This is a genomic window from Bacillus sp. EB01 (assembly GCF_000613125.1).
In the GTDB taxonomy this organism is placed as follows: Bacteria; Bacillota; Bacilli; order Bacillales; family Cytobacillaceae; genus Bacillus_D.
In genome coordinates this window covers 3,578,725-3,593,541 of the sequence record NZ_HG964497.1, presented here as the reverse complement: position 1 = coordinate 3,593,541, position 14,817 = coordinate 3,578,725, and the positions used below count along the sequence as shown (strand labels likewise).

The 14,817-nt window shown below is 40.2% G+C and carries 16 protein-coding genes; 11 read left to right on the top strand and 5 right to left on the bottom strand.

Going from position 1 to position 14,817, the window contains the following annotated elements:
• Positions 1-208: 208 nt before the first annotated feature.
• Entirely contained in the window at positions 209-1,054 is an 846-nt protein-coding gene (locus TY16_RS16610) for a glycerophosphodiester phosphodiesterase (protein WP_442853225.1), read from the bottom strand.
• A 340-nt stretch (positions 1,055-1,394) separates the two neighbouring features.
• On the opposite strand from TY16_RS16610, the gene TY16_RS27310 reads away from it, so the two are divergent.
• Positions 1,395-1,859, top strand: a complete 465-nt coding sequence (locus TY16_RS27310) for a CBO0543 family protein (RefSeq protein WP_043932945.1) — start codon at positions 1,395-1,397, stop codon at positions 1,857-1,859.
• A gap of 155 nt (positions 1,860-2,014) precedes the next feature.
• Here TY16_RS27310 and TY16_RS16600 read toward each other — a convergent pair whose 3' ends face one another.
• Positions 2,015-2,386 carry a VOC family protein gene (locus tag TY16_RS16600; RefSeq protein ID WP_043932944.1) on the bottom strand — a complete coding sequence of 124 codons (372 nt, stop codon included), beginning with the start codon at positions 2,384-2,386 and terminating at the stop codon, positions 2,015-2,017.
• Between the two features lie 465 nt (positions 2,387-2,851).
• Here TY16_RS16600 and TY16_RS16595 point away from each other — a divergent pair, with 465 nt between their 5' ends.
• Together TY16_RS16595 and TY16_RS16590 are read left to right on the top strand one after the other, a co-directional pair.
• Positions 2,852-3,709, top strand: a complete 858-nt coding sequence (locus TY16_RS16595) for a YitT family protein (RefSeq protein WP_043934803.1) — start codon at positions 2,852-2,854, stop codon at positions 3,707-3,709.
• Positions 3,710-3,866: 157 nt separating this feature from the next.
• Complete coding sequence (locus TY16_RS16590; protein ID WP_043932943.1) at positions 3,867-4,163, top strand: hypothetical protein; 297 nt, start codon at positions 3,867-3,869, stop codon at positions 4,161-4,163.
• On the opposite strand, the gene TY16_RS16585 is transcribed toward TY16_RS16590, so the two are convergent.
• The gene (locus tag TY16_RS16585) at positions 4,135-4,509 is read right to left on the bottom strand and encodes a cyclic-phosphate processing receiver domain-containing protein (protein ID WP_043932942.1); all 375 of its coding nucleotides are present in this window, start codon (positions 4,507-4,509) and stop codon (positions 4,135-4,137) included. The genes TY16_RS16590 and TY16_RS16585 overlap by 29 nt on opposite strands.
• Positions 4,510-4,639: 130 nt before the next feature.
• Positions 4,640-5,470: an STAS domain-containing protein gene (locus TY16_RS16580; protein ID WP_043932941.1), complete on the bottom strand. Its 831-nt coding sequence runs from the start codon at positions 5,468-5,470 to the stop codon at positions 4,640-4,642.
• A gap of 253 nt (positions 5,471-5,723) precedes the next feature.
• Between TY16_RS16580 and TY16_RS27130 the strand changes: the two genes are divergently transcribed.
• The 6 genes from TY16_RS27130 (at position 5,724) to TY16_RS16560 (ending at position 10,365) form a co-directional block, all read left to right on the top strand.
• Entirely contained in the window at positions 5,724-5,849 is a 126-nt protein-coding gene (locus TY16_RS27130) for a hypothetical protein (protein ID WP_269320306.1), read from the top strand.
• Between the two features lie 274 nt (positions 5,850-6,123).
• Positions 6,124-6,822: a hypothetical protein gene (locus TY16_RS25300; RefSeq protein WP_052342766.1), complete on the top strand. Its 699-nt coding sequence runs from the start codon at positions 6,124-6,126 to the stop codon at positions 6,820-6,822.
• Between the two features lie 19 nt (positions 6,823-6,841).
• Complete coding sequence (locus TY16_RS16575) at positions 6,842-7,375, top strand: sensor histidine kinase (RefSeq protein ID WP_052342765.1); 534 nt, start codon at positions 6,842-6,844, stop codon at positions 7,373-7,375.
• A gap of 233 nt (positions 7,376-7,608) precedes the next feature.
• The gene (locus TY16_RS16570) at positions 7,609-8,610 is read left to right on the top strand and encodes a VanW family protein (RefSeq protein WP_043932940.1); all 1,002 of its coding nucleotides are present in this window, start codon (positions 7,609-7,611) and stop codon (positions 8,608-8,610) included.
• A gap of 240 nt (positions 8,611-8,850) precedes the next feature.
• Entirely contained in the window at positions 8,851-9,372 is a 522-nt protein-coding gene (locus TY16_RS16565; protein ID WP_043932939.1) for a helix-turn-helix domain-containing protein, read from the top strand.
• A 24-nt stretch (positions 9,373-9,396) separates the two neighbouring features.
• Entirely contained in the window at positions 9,397-10,365 is a 969-nt protein-coding gene (locus tag TY16_RS16560; RefSeq protein ID WP_043932938.1) for an alpha/beta fold hydrolase, read from the top strand.
• Between the two features lie 202 nt (positions 10,366-10,567).
• On the opposite strand, the gene TY16_RS16555 is transcribed toward TY16_RS16560, so the two are convergent.
• Positions 10,568-11,986 carry a GntP family permease gene (locus TY16_RS16555; RefSeq protein ID WP_043932937.1) on the bottom strand — a complete coding sequence of 473 codons (1,419 nt, stop codon included), beginning with the start codon at positions 11,984-11,986 and terminating at the stop codon, positions 10,568-10,570.
• A 428-nt stretch (positions 11,987-12,414) separates the two neighbouring features.
• Here TY16_RS16555 and TY16_RS16550 point away from each other — a divergent pair, with 428 nt between their 5' ends.
• Positions 12,415-13,701: a GntP family permease gene (locus TY16_RS16550; protein ID WP_043932936.1), complete on the top strand. Its 1,287-nt coding sequence runs from the start codon at positions 12,415-12,417 to the stop codon at positions 13,699-13,701.
• Positions 13,702-13,730: 29 nt separating this feature from the next.
• Positions 13,731-14,507 carry a 3-hydroxybutyrate dehydrogenase gene (locus TY16_RS16545; protein ID WP_043932935.1) on the top strand — a complete coding sequence of 259 codons (777 nt, stop codon included), beginning with the start codon at positions 13,731-13,733 and terminating at the stop codon, positions 14,505-14,507.
• The last annotated feature ends 310 nt before the right edge of the window (positions 14,508-14,817 follow it).

Below are 14,817 nucleotides of genomic sequence, written 5' to 3'. Positions count from 1 at the left end.
GTCTAGATTAGTATCTGCAAAAAAACATTTTGCATCAAAACTTCAATTGTCTTTCGAGCAATCTATCTCAAGGGGGTAAACTGAATTCCGTTTTTATGTAATGCAGGAATGGGAAACACATTGAGGGCGAAAGCCGAACAGAATTAGAGGAAAAACACGGGTCAAAGGCCCGGTGCCTCTTAAAAGCGCCGGGCCTTTCTTTTGATCATTAATTTCTCGGATCCACATAATCAGGGAAGTCTGTGATGATGGCATCAACATTCATCTCAAGCAGGAAGTCAGCTGCTTGTTGGCTCCTGACTGTCCAGGAACCAATCTTCATATCAAGGTCATGGACATTGGATACTAATTCCTTGGAAACGAGTCCGTAGCTAGGGTTGAAGTACTCTGCATATTGGGCGAATTCCTGCAATGCCTGCTCGGTCGTGTGTTTCGCTGAAGACGTTAGAACACCAATTGGTATTGTAGGAAGTAATTTATCCATTTTTTTCATTGATTCAAAGTTAAAGGATTGGATGATGATTTTTTCATTTTGCGGCTTGTTCAAGTTTCTTTCAATAAGTTCGATTGCCACTTTTTCTTCGATTCCAGGGTAAAGCTCAGGGGCTTTCAATTCTATTAAAACACCAATTTTCCCGCGGTAGCGGTCAAGAATTTCATCAAAAGTAGGGATTTGCTCGCCACTAAATTCTGGTGACTTCCAGCTGCCGGCATCAAGGCTCCTAAGTTCTTCAAATGTTAAATCCTTAACCTTGCCGGTACCATCTGTTGTCCGGTCGACAGTGGTATCGTGAATAATCACAAGTTCGCCGTCCTTACTCATTTGGACATCAATTTCTATGTAGTCCGCCTTCATGTCAACAGCCTTGTCAAACGCCGCAATCGTGTTTTCAGGCGCATAGCCGGACGCTCCACGGTGGGCAACATTATCTACCTTCCGTAAATCCCCAATTGTTTCAGCTGCATAAGCTCCCTGATTTACCTGTAAAAATAGCGTCAAGCCAAGTCCTAACCCAACCAATGGTTTAATCAACTTCTTCATCCTCATCTTCATCTCCTTCAACCCTTATTTGCTTACATGACCAGTATAAAAGAGAGATGTAAATCCCCTATTAAGCAGATGTAGAGGGATGAAGAAAAATGTGTGAATAAATGTAGGAGTTTATCCACAGAAATTTTTACAATTGTACCCGGTACTTTAGTATCTGTTTCAGATCAACTATAAATGTCCAATTTAATGAAGGGTTAAAACTGACAGAGGCAGGTTCGGTGAAAAATTATTATTAAGCTGAAGGGGGGATATCGATTAAAGATTTAAGGATAGTATTAATACTATATGAATTTGAGGAAAACATACTATTACATAAACTATCCCGAAGGGCGGAAAGCCTTTTATGTTACTTATGATTATCACGATAATAATATTCAACAGCATCGTTTACTTTATTCCGAAGAGACTTTTGAAAGTAGATATGTACACTACATCCTTATTTGCCATAGGATTTCATTTACTAGTTGATATGTTTTTGGACGTGAAATATGGGTTATACGGATATTTTGACCCGAAGGTTGTAAATTGGGAGATGTTAGGTGTTACCTTTGGGATATATCCAGCTGTAAATCTCATGTTTCTTAACTTATACCCTTTTCATCAAACTCTTTTGAAAAAGGGTTTGTATATAGTTATATGTTCTGCCTTAGCTGTTTTTTATGAATGGATCGCAGTAAAGACAGATCTTTTTTATTATAGTGACTGGAATCTATTGTATTCTGCCATAGTGTATCCACTTTTATATCTCAGTTTATTAGGAAATTATTATTTCATAATGAATTTGAAAAATAAAGCAGAAAAGGAGTAATTCCAATATCTCTTGTTTAACAACTAGGGATCGGGGCCCTTAACTAAAAGCCTTTCGCCCAATTTAGTTATGTACTAATCATTGGAGAAAGGCTTTATAAAGGGAATTTCTGATAAGTATCTTTCTGGCTAAAAGGTTATAAGTGATTCCGTTAACTATCGATGTTGATCAACAAGGATCTGATTGCCGTCTGGATCTTCAATGATAAAGTGTGCTGGTCCAGTAGTTGCGTCATCTGCTTCAGAGAGCATGGTTATTCCTTCTGCCTTAAGTTGTTTTTGAATATCGCGAATATCGGTAAATGATTCAAGATTTTCGGCATTTTCATTCCATCCTGGATTAAAGGTAAGAATGTTCTTTTCAAACATTCCTTGGAATAGGCCAATTATACAATTTTCATTCTTCATAATGAGCCAATTTTGAGTAATGTCACCACCAAAAGATTGAAATCCTAGTTTTTCGTAAAATGCCTTTGAAATATTAATGTCTTTTACGTTTAAACTTATAGAAAATGCACCTAGTTTCATTTTTTTTGCCTCCTTTTAAATACTAACTTAATATTTATATTAAAGAAGTGCCGGGGGACTAGCAACCTTTACCATTGTGGTAACAAGCATTATCCTCTTTAGGGGAACCACATGTTACGAGTTCTTTTAAATGAATGTGCTTAAAATAGAACACAAAGAAAGCTCAGAGCGCATATAAGCCCTAAGCTTCCATCGTGCTGATATTCTTTGCAATTCCTAGCAACTATTAGTACTTCAACATTTCGAACCAGTTACTTAAAAGGGTGACTGTATATTCGGTAAATCATCTTACAATTAGATCGAAACAGTTTTCCTATTATCAAGTTTAGGTCTCTTGGGTTCTTTGTATTTTTCTTCCCGAGTGTTGAACGAAAACCGTATTATTGGTAGTCTTTTAAGAGAATTATGTACATAAAAAGTATGCAGGACTACAGGTGGGAGGAAAGAAAATTGAGTTCGGAAACGATGCAACAATCAAGAAAATTACTAAAGATAGTACGGATATTAATGATTATAATTGGCGGCTTCATTACAGCGTACGGACTGGAAGCTGTATTAATCCCGAATAATGTGTCTGATGGCGGGGTGACCGGAATTAGCATTGTTGGTTCACAACTAACGGGAATTCAGCTAGGGGTATTAATTGCACTATTAAATATCCCGTTCGTCTATTTAGGGTATAAACAAATTGGCAAAAGTTTTGCTATAAAATCGGTAATTGGCATTGCCTCTCTTGCAGTGGGGACCAGTGTCATGCACCACATTCCGACCATTATCCAGGGAGATACGCTATTAATAACAGTGGTGGGTGGAATCATCATTGGTTTTGGGATGGGTTTGGCATTGCGTAATGGGGGAGCTCTCGATGGTATTGATATGCTGGCCGTCCTTCTTGCCAGAAGGCTGCCATTTGGAACGAGCGACTTCATTTTATTCTTAAATCTGTTTGTCTTCATTATTGTTTCAACAGTATTTGGCCTGAAGGGTGCATTTTTATCCGGTATTGCCTATTACATTGCATCTAAAGTCATTCATATTGTTGAAGAAGGTTTAAGTGGAGCGAAAACCTTTAAAGTTATTACCAATAAGCCGGAGGAAATAGTCGAAACAATCCGTGACCGCCTCGGGCGCGGCTCAACCTTGAACGTAGTAGAAGGCGGATATTCGAATGAGAAGTTTAAGGAAATTACATGTGTCATCAATCGTCTCGAAGATAGTAAAATGAAGGATATAATTAATGAAATTGATCCACAGGCTTTTGTGACAGTATACGATGTTGCGGAAGTAAAGGGAGGAAATTTCCGAAAGCGTGATATTCATTAATAAAACGATTTGCCTGTGTTAATCGGAATATGATTAACACTTTATTTTTTGGGAAAATCCCATCTAAAAAACACATAGGCTGTTTATAAAAATAGACCATGAAATGCAAAATAAAGAAGGATTTCTTAAAAAAGGACCACCAATGGAGGACATGTTAATGGCTGAAAAGAAAGAAGAACTTAAGCAGCAGCTTAGCGTACTAACAGCGAGAAGGGATCGGATCCAGAAAAATCTCTACGATGTCGAGAAGGAAATAAATGAACTTAATAAGAAAATCTCCAAGCTAAAGGACTGCCCTTTTAACCGGGCGAGATTAAGTGGCCCTGTTAATTTTTTTCGTATGAATTGCATACCTATTTCAAGAAAAATAAACAGCCTGGCAACTACGCCAGACCTGTCTTTTAATCCTTCTGTTATGAATATTCTTATTGGTAGGTTTCCACATAATACTTGAGTGTCCGTAGCGGGTAGGATTCAAGGGGTAGGGGTCTCATGGAAAGGACGACATGGGAGGGCCAGGAAAAGTTTGCCTGGGCGCTTTTCAAATGATTGTACATGGCTTTACCGCCGACTGAATTGGCCGAGTGGATGGTAATGCGCCCGGCAAACAAGCCTTTTTTTACCATATGCTGGACGAGCATCAAACCATTTCTTCTCTTATCAGTCAAATCGTGGTCAAGCGACAGATGGTGAATAGGATATCTCTCCAATAACTCGATGCATTCATCGATTGTTTTTACTAGTACATATCCGGTGGGTGGCTGACGATAATCATCAAGAAATACACTTATTTTTTCCAACTAGTATTACCTCCTTGAGGGAGGACCAAGAAAATTCAGGTATCCCTGTATTTCAAGCAAGTATATCATACATACATTGCTGAATTTGTCGAAATAAAAAATAAAAGTACATTCGTGGGAATGTACTGGCTTACTCAATGTTTGGCTGTAGGTATTTGACTGCGTTATGAAGACTTGCAAATGTGGAGATGCCGCTGATCTTTATGCCAAGGTTAATCATCGTCTGGGCGATTTCAGGGCGAATCCCGGTCAGAATGGATTCTATACCAACCAATTTAAGAGCATCGATCACCTTGAAAAGATGGTTGGCAACCATTGTATCAATGATCGGGACACCGGACAAATCAATTATAATATGGCTCAGTCCGAGGTTTGTCCCATGTTTAAGCGCTTTTTCCATTAGCTCTTGGGAACGCTTTGTATCGATATCACCAACCAAAGGCAGGATACCAATTCTTTCGGTTATACGAACAATCGGGATTGAAAGCTCCAATGCAGTTAGCTCAGCCGCGGTAATACGGGCGGCGTATGTCTCGGAATAAGACAGACTAAGCCAATGAACGGCTCGGTCAACAACGGAATCGAACCGTGAAATTATGTCATAAAATTCCGATATCGAAAACTCATTTTTGATCGCTTCATTCTTAATAATCTCACCAATCGTATTACGGTAAAAACGGACTTCTTCAACAGCGAGATCCAATGGCAGTTCAAGGTTGACTAGAAGGTTGACGCTCTCAGAACCCCAGGACCTCAGTTCGCTGAAAGTATTTTCCAAATTATCGACTATCGATTGAGCAAAGATTGAAATTAAGTTCTCCCGCCAGTCTCTTAACGCTGAATTCACATATGGGGAATAGGTATTTACATCGACTTCAAATCTTTGTTGTGCGAGGTTTTCTTTTTGGCTTGTAACTTCATCGACTATCTCTTGAAGACATACTTCAAATGTTGATTTCACATTTAACCACCTTTACAATTTATTCAAATTCTAAAAATATTATAGCGTGTCTTTGAAAATATGGACATGAGAGATTTTGTTGAAAATTTTCCTGCATTAAAATAACAGACTTATTACTTTTCCCAACTTTTATGCAGCATAAACCAAGAAAAATAATTTTTTCTACAAAAAACGACAAAAGCCTCTATACAGAATCAATAATTTATGGGAAAATATTGCTTTGTAAGACAGCTTTATTATTTTGGAGGGTAACATGACAGAGCAAGAAAAAGTTTTAGTTGAAAAGACGTCGGCAATTTTGGGCAGAAACACAAGCAGTATGAGGCTTAACGACATTATTGAGCAGCTGGTCCAGGTCATAGAGGAAAAGAAACAATAACATAGACAAGTAATGATGCATCTTTCTCCGGAAAGATGTTTTTTTATTGCTGGGGGTCGGACGATTCCCATCTGCTAAAGCAAACAGTCCAAGCGTTTTACGAAAGCAACAGGGCTCAATTTCTACTATTAATTTTGAATATGGTTCTTCTGTAAGAAAACTCGAAATGGAGAATTGGTTATTTTTTGCCCAAATGTTCATATTGCCACTTTCTGGATATCCAAATAGGCAATATAATAAAAGGAGAAAATAATTTGCAGTAGGGGACCCCTTCATGTTTAATACATTCGAAATTCTGATGATTGACCTTCTTTTTATTTTACTGATAACTGTGTTTACGGAGATGTTACTGGATACTAAGGAATACTCAAAAACGTGGAGGAATATTATTTATACACTGTCATTTGCTTTGGCATTATTCGTAAATTTTATTTTCACCGTACAAATTAATGGGGAGTTTATGATGGATTTGCGTCATACCGTGATTCTGATCGGTGGGCTATATGGGGGCAGTTTGACCTTGCCATTTTTATCGGTATGTGCAATTGGGTATATCATGGTTTATTCACCGGAGGAAGCCATGGCAAATACAATTATGGTCATAATTGAAACCAGTATGATTTATATTCTATCTAAACACTATTACAAATGGCGGCTTCGTAAGAAACTAGCACTTATATTCAGCACTGTCATTGTAGTAGGATATTCCGGGATGAAACTAATACACTATATCTTTAACTTCACAACGGGTTATGATTTTTTAATTGTATCTTTTTATGGGGTAAGTATCCTCATCTTAATATACGCTCTTGAATGGGTACGGAATTCAATTGTTATCAAAAAGAAAATTCGACGTTCTGAAAAACTTGAAATTGTTAGCCATCTTGCTGCTTCAATCTCCCATGAAATCCGTAATGACGGTAACGAAAGGGTTTCTGCAGATACTAGAGAGCGACGATTATCCAGTGGATAAAAAGAGAGAATTCATCTCATTGGCGAAAACCGAACTTGAACGCGCAGAAAGAATCATTACCGATTATCTGACGTTTGCTAAACCTGCCTCGGATAAATTGGAAGTGTTGGATGTAAGTAAAGAAATGCTTCACATCTTAGAGTTAATTCATCCTTTCGCAAATATGAATTCGGTAATAATAAATATTGACTTACGTAATGAAGTGAAGGTGAAAGGTGAACGCCATTTATTTCATCAATGCATCCTAAATATTGTTAAAAACGCTATAGAAGCAATGGAGGAAAACGGTGGTACCTTAACTGTAATGACTCAAGGTAAGGGAGAGAATAGTGAAATTTACATTTCTGATACTGGGATTGGGATGAACAGTGAACAAATTGAGAGACTTGGAGAGCCCTATTTTTCATTAAAAGGAAAAAACGGAACGGGTCTAGGAATGATGGTCGTTTATAGCATTATAAATTCTATGAATGGGAAGGTCTTTATTGAAAGCAAACCAGGCCAAGGAACTACTTTCGTTTTGCATTTTCCAATACCAATACTAGAAAAATAAATATACTTGTAGTGACCGAAACTATATAAATTTGCAGTGTAAAAACCGTTTCCCTATAAGGAAGACGGTTTTTTGTACCTGTCTAGCTACAGCGCTGACCGAGGCGCTTGCGCTTTTCTTGTCGGAATTTGTTTTATATAAAGAAAGAGGAAAACTTTATCAAGAACGGAATATAATAGCTAAGCGGCTTTTTGCGTAAAACAAATGAGCCTAGAAAAAATATATGGGGGATTATGTTGAAGCTAACAAAAGGAATATCAGTGTTGTTGATTTGCAGTTTCATAGGCTTGGCAGGATGTACTGATGGAGTGGAAGTGAGCAAACAAGCAGAAACGAAAACAGCAAAGGCTGCAGACAAACAAACCAAACAGAAGCCGGTTGAACCTGTAAAGGAAACCGTGCCACAGCCTGTAGTCGTTAATATAAAGGATCCAGCTCTGAGCAATGCTATCCAAACTTTTATCCCTAAAGAAATGGGATATGGTAAAAACAACGAGGAATACAAGAAGAAGCTTGAAAAGTGGGCAAGGGAACTTGCTTCAGGAACCGATAAAAAACCCGGTTACGACAAGCGTGGCTACCTCGACAAGCTTGGACCCGGTGGAAAAATTATTAAGGGAGAGCCACGGGTGATTTTAGAAGAGGCACAATTGGTGGAAATGATCCTCAAGGCTTCAGCAACAGGCGGGGATGTCATCCTTCCGTTAGTTTCATCAGTAAATAGCTATATGGCTGAGGACGCAGCGCACTTGAGTGAACAATTAGTTGCATCTTATACGACTTACTTTGATCCGAGTGTCAAGGGCAGGAACAAAAATATCGAGCTATCGGCAAAAGCGATCGACAATGTGATTGTCGGTGCTGGAGATCATTTTTCGTTCAATACCCAGGTTGGGCCTAGTGACGAGGCGCACGGTTACCAGCCGGCACAGGAAATCGTCAACAAAAAGCTGGTCATGGGAATCGGAGGAGGCATTTGCCAAACATCCTCTACCCTTTTCAATGCAGTGGACCAACTGGGAGTCGAGTATGTTGAGTGGCACCATCATTCCCTTGGGGTCGGCTATGTTCCGAAGGGAAGAGACGCAACCGTATCCTATGGAGGACTTGATTTTCGGTTTCTAAACACAAGCGGGGCACCGTTTCTGGTGAAAACTGTCATGAAAAAAGGATCCTTGACTGTGGAAATTAGGACCGCAAGTAAATTTAAAGAGCTTGTAAAAAAAGGGGTGTAGCCGACAGTTGAAACTGATATTGGTTACAATCGCTTGTTGGCTTATATTTTTAACAAGCTAAAATACTTTACGAAGCCACTTGCCGAACTAGAGCAAGTGGTTTTCTTTATTTATTGGTTATTAAGGAGTTGACATTCTCACTTCAAGGGATTATTATCAAAAGTGAAAATAATAAACGATATTTTTTTGTGGTATTGTTCTCAACTTTGATAATAAAATCATCTTAGGAGTGTTAATCATATGGATTTTGATCGTACTAAACTTATCTTACACCCAGTCCGCATGAAAATTCTCCAGGCGCTGGTAAACGGCAGAAAGCTCACAGCCTTTAAGTTGCTTGACCATCTTAAGGATGTTCCCCAGGCAACATTATATCGCCATTTGAACAAACTGCTCGAAGCTGGATTCATTGAAGTGGTTCAGGAGAATCAAATTAGGGGGACAGTCGAGAAGGTCTATGCCTTAAAACAAATCCCTCAAGCACCGCTTGAAACAATAAGCAAAGAACAGCATTTGGAGTTGTTTTTTACGTTTTTGACACAACTGATGGGGAGCTATGAGCAATATCTTTCGAGTGAAGATTACGACTTGGTTCGGGACGGGGTTTCATTCCGTGTAGCAAGAATGCATTTGACGGATAAAGAATTTATGGAATTGATTCAAAAGATGGGCGGCTTGATAGGCGAGGCTATGATGAATGAGCCCTCCGCTGAACGGAGACCGCGCAATTTTGCGACAATTATCATTCCGGAAAATCAATAGTGTAGGTAAATGGAGGGGTATGGGATGGAAAAAGAAGTAATATTTGGAGAGAAAAATCGGATCTATGGAACATTGGCAATGCCGGAGGGTGAAGGGGTACACCCAGCAATTTTACTTTTAGCAGGTTCAGGGCCGCTCGACCGAGATGGGAACGGTCCAAAAGGTAAACCGACTACAAATCTCTATAAGGAACTTGCTGATTTCTTGACGGGACTCGGATTTGTGACGCTCCGCTATGACAAGCGTGGGACGGGAAAGCGGAGCGGTGACTGGTTGGCTGCGGGTCTATCCGACCTCATGGAGGACGCCCGTATAGCCACAGAATACCTTCAGGCTCATCCAAATGTGGATAGTGAAAGAGTGATTGTGGCAGGTCATAGTGAAGGAACGATTATTGCGACTGCTTTGGGTGCGGCAATGCCACTTGCCGGAGTGATCTTCCTATCCGGCGGGGTCGACAATATGTCTGAAGCACTTCGGAAGCAGCGTGAGCTAGGAAATAAAGAGTTACTTGAAAAACCGGTTCTCGGCAAGTTGCTTAAGCTGATGAAGGTAGAAGAAAAAAGTGAAAAGCAGGCTGCCAAAATAATGGAGAAATTCAAACAGGCAAATGAAGACATTGTAAAAATTCAGTTGTTTTTTAAACAGCCTGCAAAATGGTTCAGAGAGCATGACCAATTCCATACGCGGAAGGCTTTACAATCCTTTAGCTGTCCTGTCCTCGCTGTAATCGGTGATAAAGACGCTCTGGCCGACAAGGATGTTCTTTCCGAGTTGCCGGCACTGGTCCAGGGAGAAGCTGAAATTGCGATTATAAAGGACATGGAACACGGACTCCGGATCCAGACAGAAGATCTCAGCATTTTAAAAGTGAGTAAGAGATTCAAAGAAATTCTAAGACGCCCGCTTCATCCGGACGCCCTTGGAAAAATTGAAAACTGGCTGAAGGCTCATTTTCTTGACCAAAACAATGAAGCAGAAAATGCAGGTTGATTAATTCCAAATGAGGACTTGGCAAGAGCTACTTTAAGGCATTCTTAGAAATGAATGCGACTTAACATGAAGAAAGGGCCGGAGTCATCCCATCCCGCACTCCATCTGCACTTTTACCGGTTCAGAGCCTAAGTTTTTGGAATGGATAATACTGCTATAGAGAAAAAACGGCAACACCCGCGAAAGGGTGTTGCCGCTGGCTTTAAACAAGTCCAAACCAGGTATACAAAGCAATGATGACAAAAACAGCTACCGTTTTAATAATCGTAATCATAAAAATATCCTTATACGATTGTTTATGGGTCAAGCCTGTAACAGCAAGCAAGGTAATCACCGCTCCGTTATGCGGGAGAGTATCCATACCCCCTGATGCCATGGCGACGACCCGGTGCATGACCTCTGGAGGAATATTGGCTGCTTCGATAGCTTTGTTATATTGATCGGCCATTGCGCTTAACGCGATTCCCATGCCACCGGAGGCAGACCCGGTAATTCCCGCTAGGGTACTTGTCGTGACGGCGCCGTTGACGAGAGGGTTTGAAAAGACCCCGGAAATCCCGTCACTTATTTTTGAAAAGCCGGGAAGAGCCGCGATAATTCCGCCAAAGCCGTATTCAGAACCTGTGTTCATGACAGCGAGCAGCGAACCGCTAATGCTCTTGTTTATCCCTTCCTTGAAGTTTTGCATCGTTCTCTTCCAGTTAAACGCTATCGCAGTGACAATCCCTGCAACCAATGCGGCTTCAACCGCCCAAATCGAGGCGGATTTTGCTACATCAACTGTATATTGGCCAAGGCCCAGCTCCGCAAAGTCGAATCCATTTGGATACCAGGCCGGAATAGCTTGCGTTAAATAACTATTCATCAAAGCAACAAGGATGAGAGGGACGAATGCTAGTATTTGTTTGAACACGGATTCTTTTGTATCCAACGAAACAGAAGTTTCCTCTTCTTCGGTAACTTCACTTCTAGCTTTAAATCCATAATAGCCTTCCCCAGCTTGCTTCGCCTTCCTCTTTCGCATTTCAAGGTAAGCCATTCCGAGACCTAATACGACAAGTGCCCCAAGGATCCCAAGTACTGGTGCTGCATAAATATCAGTTCCGAAAAAAGTAGTGGGTATAACATTCTGGATTTGCGGTGTACCCGGCAAGGCATCCATTGTAAATGTAAAAGCACCAAGCGCAATTGTAGCAGGCATCAGCCTTTTAGGTATATCCGCTTGTTTAAACAATTGAACAGCAAATGGATAGATAGCAAAAACAGCTACGAATAAACTGACACCGCTATAAGTCAGAATAGCTCCGAGAAGGACAATTGTAAGCATGGCCTGTTTTGCGCCAATCAGCTTTACAATCGTTTTTGCAATCGATTCTGCTATTCCTGACATTTCAATTATTTTTCCAAAAATAGCCCCGAGCAAGAAGACAGGGAAGTAATCCTTTATGAAGCCAGCCATCTTCTCCATGAATACCCCTGAATAGAATGGAAATAAATTAGCTGGCTCGATGAGTAAGACTGCAAGTAAGGCAGCTATGGGAGCAAACAGGATAACCGAGAAACCCCGATAAGCTGCAAACATCAACAATCCCAGTGCTAAAAGAATAATCACTAAATCCATTACAATTCCCCCTTTGTTAGTTAGTAGAAGATTTTTCAAGATAATATTAATCACTTAATCTTTAATTCGAGATAACTTTAAACTTGTGACGATTTTGTGTCAACTTTTCTGTTTTCCTACTAAAAATATAGTAAAAGCCATAAGAGGTTTATTTTCCTTATACAGTGGAACTAGTTAAGTGAATGGTAAAGAAGTAGTTAGCAAGCTATTTCAAAAAAAGAAAAACAGATAAATTGACAAGAGATAAAGCGAGGTTTAATGTTATGTCTCGAAGCTGAGATTTATAATTTTATAAAGTTTAAATTCATAATTCTTTTGGTTTCGAAATGAACACAAGGGGTTGATATACTCAAATAAGTTAAAAGAGCACTGGATCGAAAAGGGATGGCAGCACGAAAGAAATTCATAATGAAAAGGGGTGATCTCCGGTGCTAAGTATTATTGTTGGTTTACTTTTATTAGTCGGGTTAGCTTATCTTGGCTGGTCGATTATCTGGGTTGCACCACTGGCAGCCGGGGTTGTAGCGTTACTAAGTGGATTAAATGTATTTGAAACCTATACACAAACGTATATGGATGGCTTGGTTGGATTTGTTAAAAGCTGGTTCCCAATCTTCCTATTAGGCGCTATCTTCGGAAAGCTGATGGAAGAGACAGGGGCAGCGAGGTCAGTAGCTAAAAAAATTACGGAACTGATTGGCAAGAAAAGAGCTCTCCTTGGAGTGCTTATTGCCGCGGCCGTTTTAACATATGGCGGAGTAAGTTTGTTTGTAGTCGTATTTGCGATATATCCAATTGCACTGGAATTGTTCAGGGAAGCTAATATCTCCCGTAAATTACTTGTTCCAACTTTTGCGCTAGGGGCGTTTACGTTCACAATGACATCCGTTCCTGGAACACCGCAAATTCAAAACTTGATTCCAATGGATTACTTTAATACGACTCCTATGGCGGGTCCTGTAATCGGGATTGTGACGACACTCATAATGGCAGTTGGCGGTTATCTTTTTCTTGCCTATAGCCAAAGAAAGCTTACAGCAAGTGGCGATGTATTTACTGAGCCAGCTAAAGGTCCAACATCCTCGGAGAAGGATGAAAATGATGTTCCAAACTGGATTCTTTCTATAATACCTTTAATTGTAGTGGTTATCTTACTAAACGTTGTTAAAATTGAGGCCCTTTATGCACTAATCATTGGGGTGCTCAGCATTATGATTCTTAATCTCAAGGATCGCAAAAAGTTTGTCCACTCAATTAATGAGGGTGGAAAAGGGTCGGTAATGGCCATTTTGAATACAAGTGCAGCTGTAGGTTTTGGAGCGGTTATAGCCGTTGTGCCTGCATTTGATGATATAACTACCTGGTTATTTAATCTTTCCGATAACCCATTGGTCGCAGAATCATTGGCAGTTCAAATTATGGCGATGATTACAGGTTCCGCTTCGGGTGGGATGGGGATTGCTCTTTCTACTCTGGGTGAATCTTTTGCTCAATTGTCACAAACGACAGGAATCAGCCCGGAAGTCTTCCACAGGATGGCTGCTGTAGCGTCTGGAGCATCCATTCTTCCTAACAATGGCGCATTATTAACGCTGCTAGCGGTAACAGGATTGACTCATCGGGAGACCTATAAGTATGTATTTATAGTAGCCTTGCTGATTCCCACAATAGCGATGATTGTTGGGATTATCATGGGCGCTATCGGATTGGTTTAATATAAAAAAACATTTTGGAGGGATTTATAATGGTTGAAAACAAAGTAACGATTATTACAGGTTCAGCACGCGGGATTGGTTTTGAAATTGGCAAACACTTTGCAGCAGCAGGTGCAAAAGTTGTTCTTTCGGATATCAACGAGGAACAAGTAAAGGAAGCAGCTGAATCCCTTAAAAAAGAAGGATATGAAGCAATCGGGGTTAAAGCCGATGTAACTAGTGAAGAAGAAATAATCAATTTGATCAAAGTTGCAAAAGAAACTTACGGCACTGTTGACATCGTCATCAATAACGCTGGTTTGCAGCATGTATCGCCTATCGAAGATTTCCCAACAGCTAAGTTCGAATTGATGCAAAAAATCATGCTTGTTGCACCATTCATCATGACCAAGCATGTATTCCCGATTATGAAAGAGCAAAAGTTCGGGCGTATTCTTAATATCGCATCGATCAATGGCCTGATCGGATTCGCTGGCAAAGCGGCATACAATAGTGCCAAGCATGGTGTCATCGGTCTAACCAAAGTGGCTGCACTTGAAGGCGCTGAACATGGTATTACAGTAAACGCGATTGCACCAGGATATGTTGACACACCGCTTGTCCGCGGGCAAATGGCTGACCTGGCAAAAACTCGCAATGTACCTCTAGAAGATGTTTTGGCTGAAGTACTTCTGCCGCTTGTTCCGCAAAAACGTCTGCTTGATGTAAGCGAAATTGCCGATTATGCCCTATTCCTGGCAAGCGATAAAGCGAAGAGTGTGACTGGCCAAGCTGTTGTTATCGACGGCGGATATACAGCACAATAATAATATTTATACTAGCCCCCAGCCTTGGGGGCTTTTTTTGTAGGCCCGTTCTACCGTTTTGGATAATCAGCGGCATTTCTTTATTGTCTCTTAAAGACTTCATCTTCCCATCGCTATCATTACTTAGAAATCATATGCAGTGGTCAAAGAATCTCCTACTGCTCTAAAGGTCCTGGACTATATCATTTGTTTAGGGAATCCCTCCGTCTATTTTACTATTTTAATAATACTTCTTCCTATTAGATATAATTTACTTAAAATTTTGAATATTTAATTATATACTAGAGATTGGTGCAAACCAAATTAGTAG

Excerpts from the sequence above, each read along its gene's own strand:
- TY16_RS16610 (WP_442853225.1), bottom strand. The coding sequence starts at position 1,054 with ATGAAGATGAGGATGAAGAAGTTGATTAAACCATTGGTTGGGTTAGGA.
- TY16_RS27310 (WP_043932945.1), top strand. The coding sequence starts at position 1,395 with ATGTTACTTATGATTATCACGATAATAATATTCAACAGCATCGTTTAC.
- TY16_RS16600 (WP_043932944.1), bottom strand. The coding sequence starts at position 2,386 with ATGAAACTAGGTGCATTTTCTATAAGTTTAAACGTAAAAGACATTAAT.
- TY16_RS16595 (WP_043934803.1), top strand. The coding sequence starts at position 2,852 with ATGCAACAATCAAGAAAATTACTAAAGATAGTACGGATATTAATGATT.
- TY16_RS16590 (WP_043932943.1), top strand. The coding sequence starts at position 3,867 with ATGGCTGAAAAGAAAGAAGAACTTAAGCAGCAGCTTAGCGTACTAACA.
- TY16_RS27130 (WP_269320306.1), top strand. The coding sequence starts at position 5,724 with ATGACAGAGCAAGAAAAAGTTTTAGTTGAAAAGACGTCGGCAATTTTG.
- TY16_RS25300 (WP_052342766.1), top strand. The coding sequence starts at position 6,124 with ATGTTTAATACATTCGAAATTCTGATGATTGACCTTCTTTTTATTTTA.
- TY16_RS16570 (WP_043932940.1), top strand. The coding sequence starts at position 7,609 with ATGTTGAAGCTAACAAAAGGAATATCAGTGTTGTTGATTTGCAGTTTC.
- TY16_RS16565 (WP_043932939.1), top strand. The coding sequence starts at position 8,851 with ATGGATTTTGATCGTACTAAACTTATCTTACACCCAGTCCGCATGAAA.
- TY16_RS16560 (WP_043932938.1), top strand. The coding sequence starts at position 9,397 with ATGGAAAAAGAAGTAATATTTGGAGAGAAAAATCGGATCTATGGAACA.
- TY16_RS16555 (WP_043932937.1), bottom strand. The coding sequence starts at position 11,986 with ATGGATTTAGTGATTATTCTTTTAGCACTGGGATTGTTGATGTTTGCA.
- TY16_RS16545 (WP_043932935.1), top strand. The coding sequence starts at position 13,731 with ATGGTTGAAAACAAAGTAACGATTATTACAGGTTCAGCACGCGGGATT.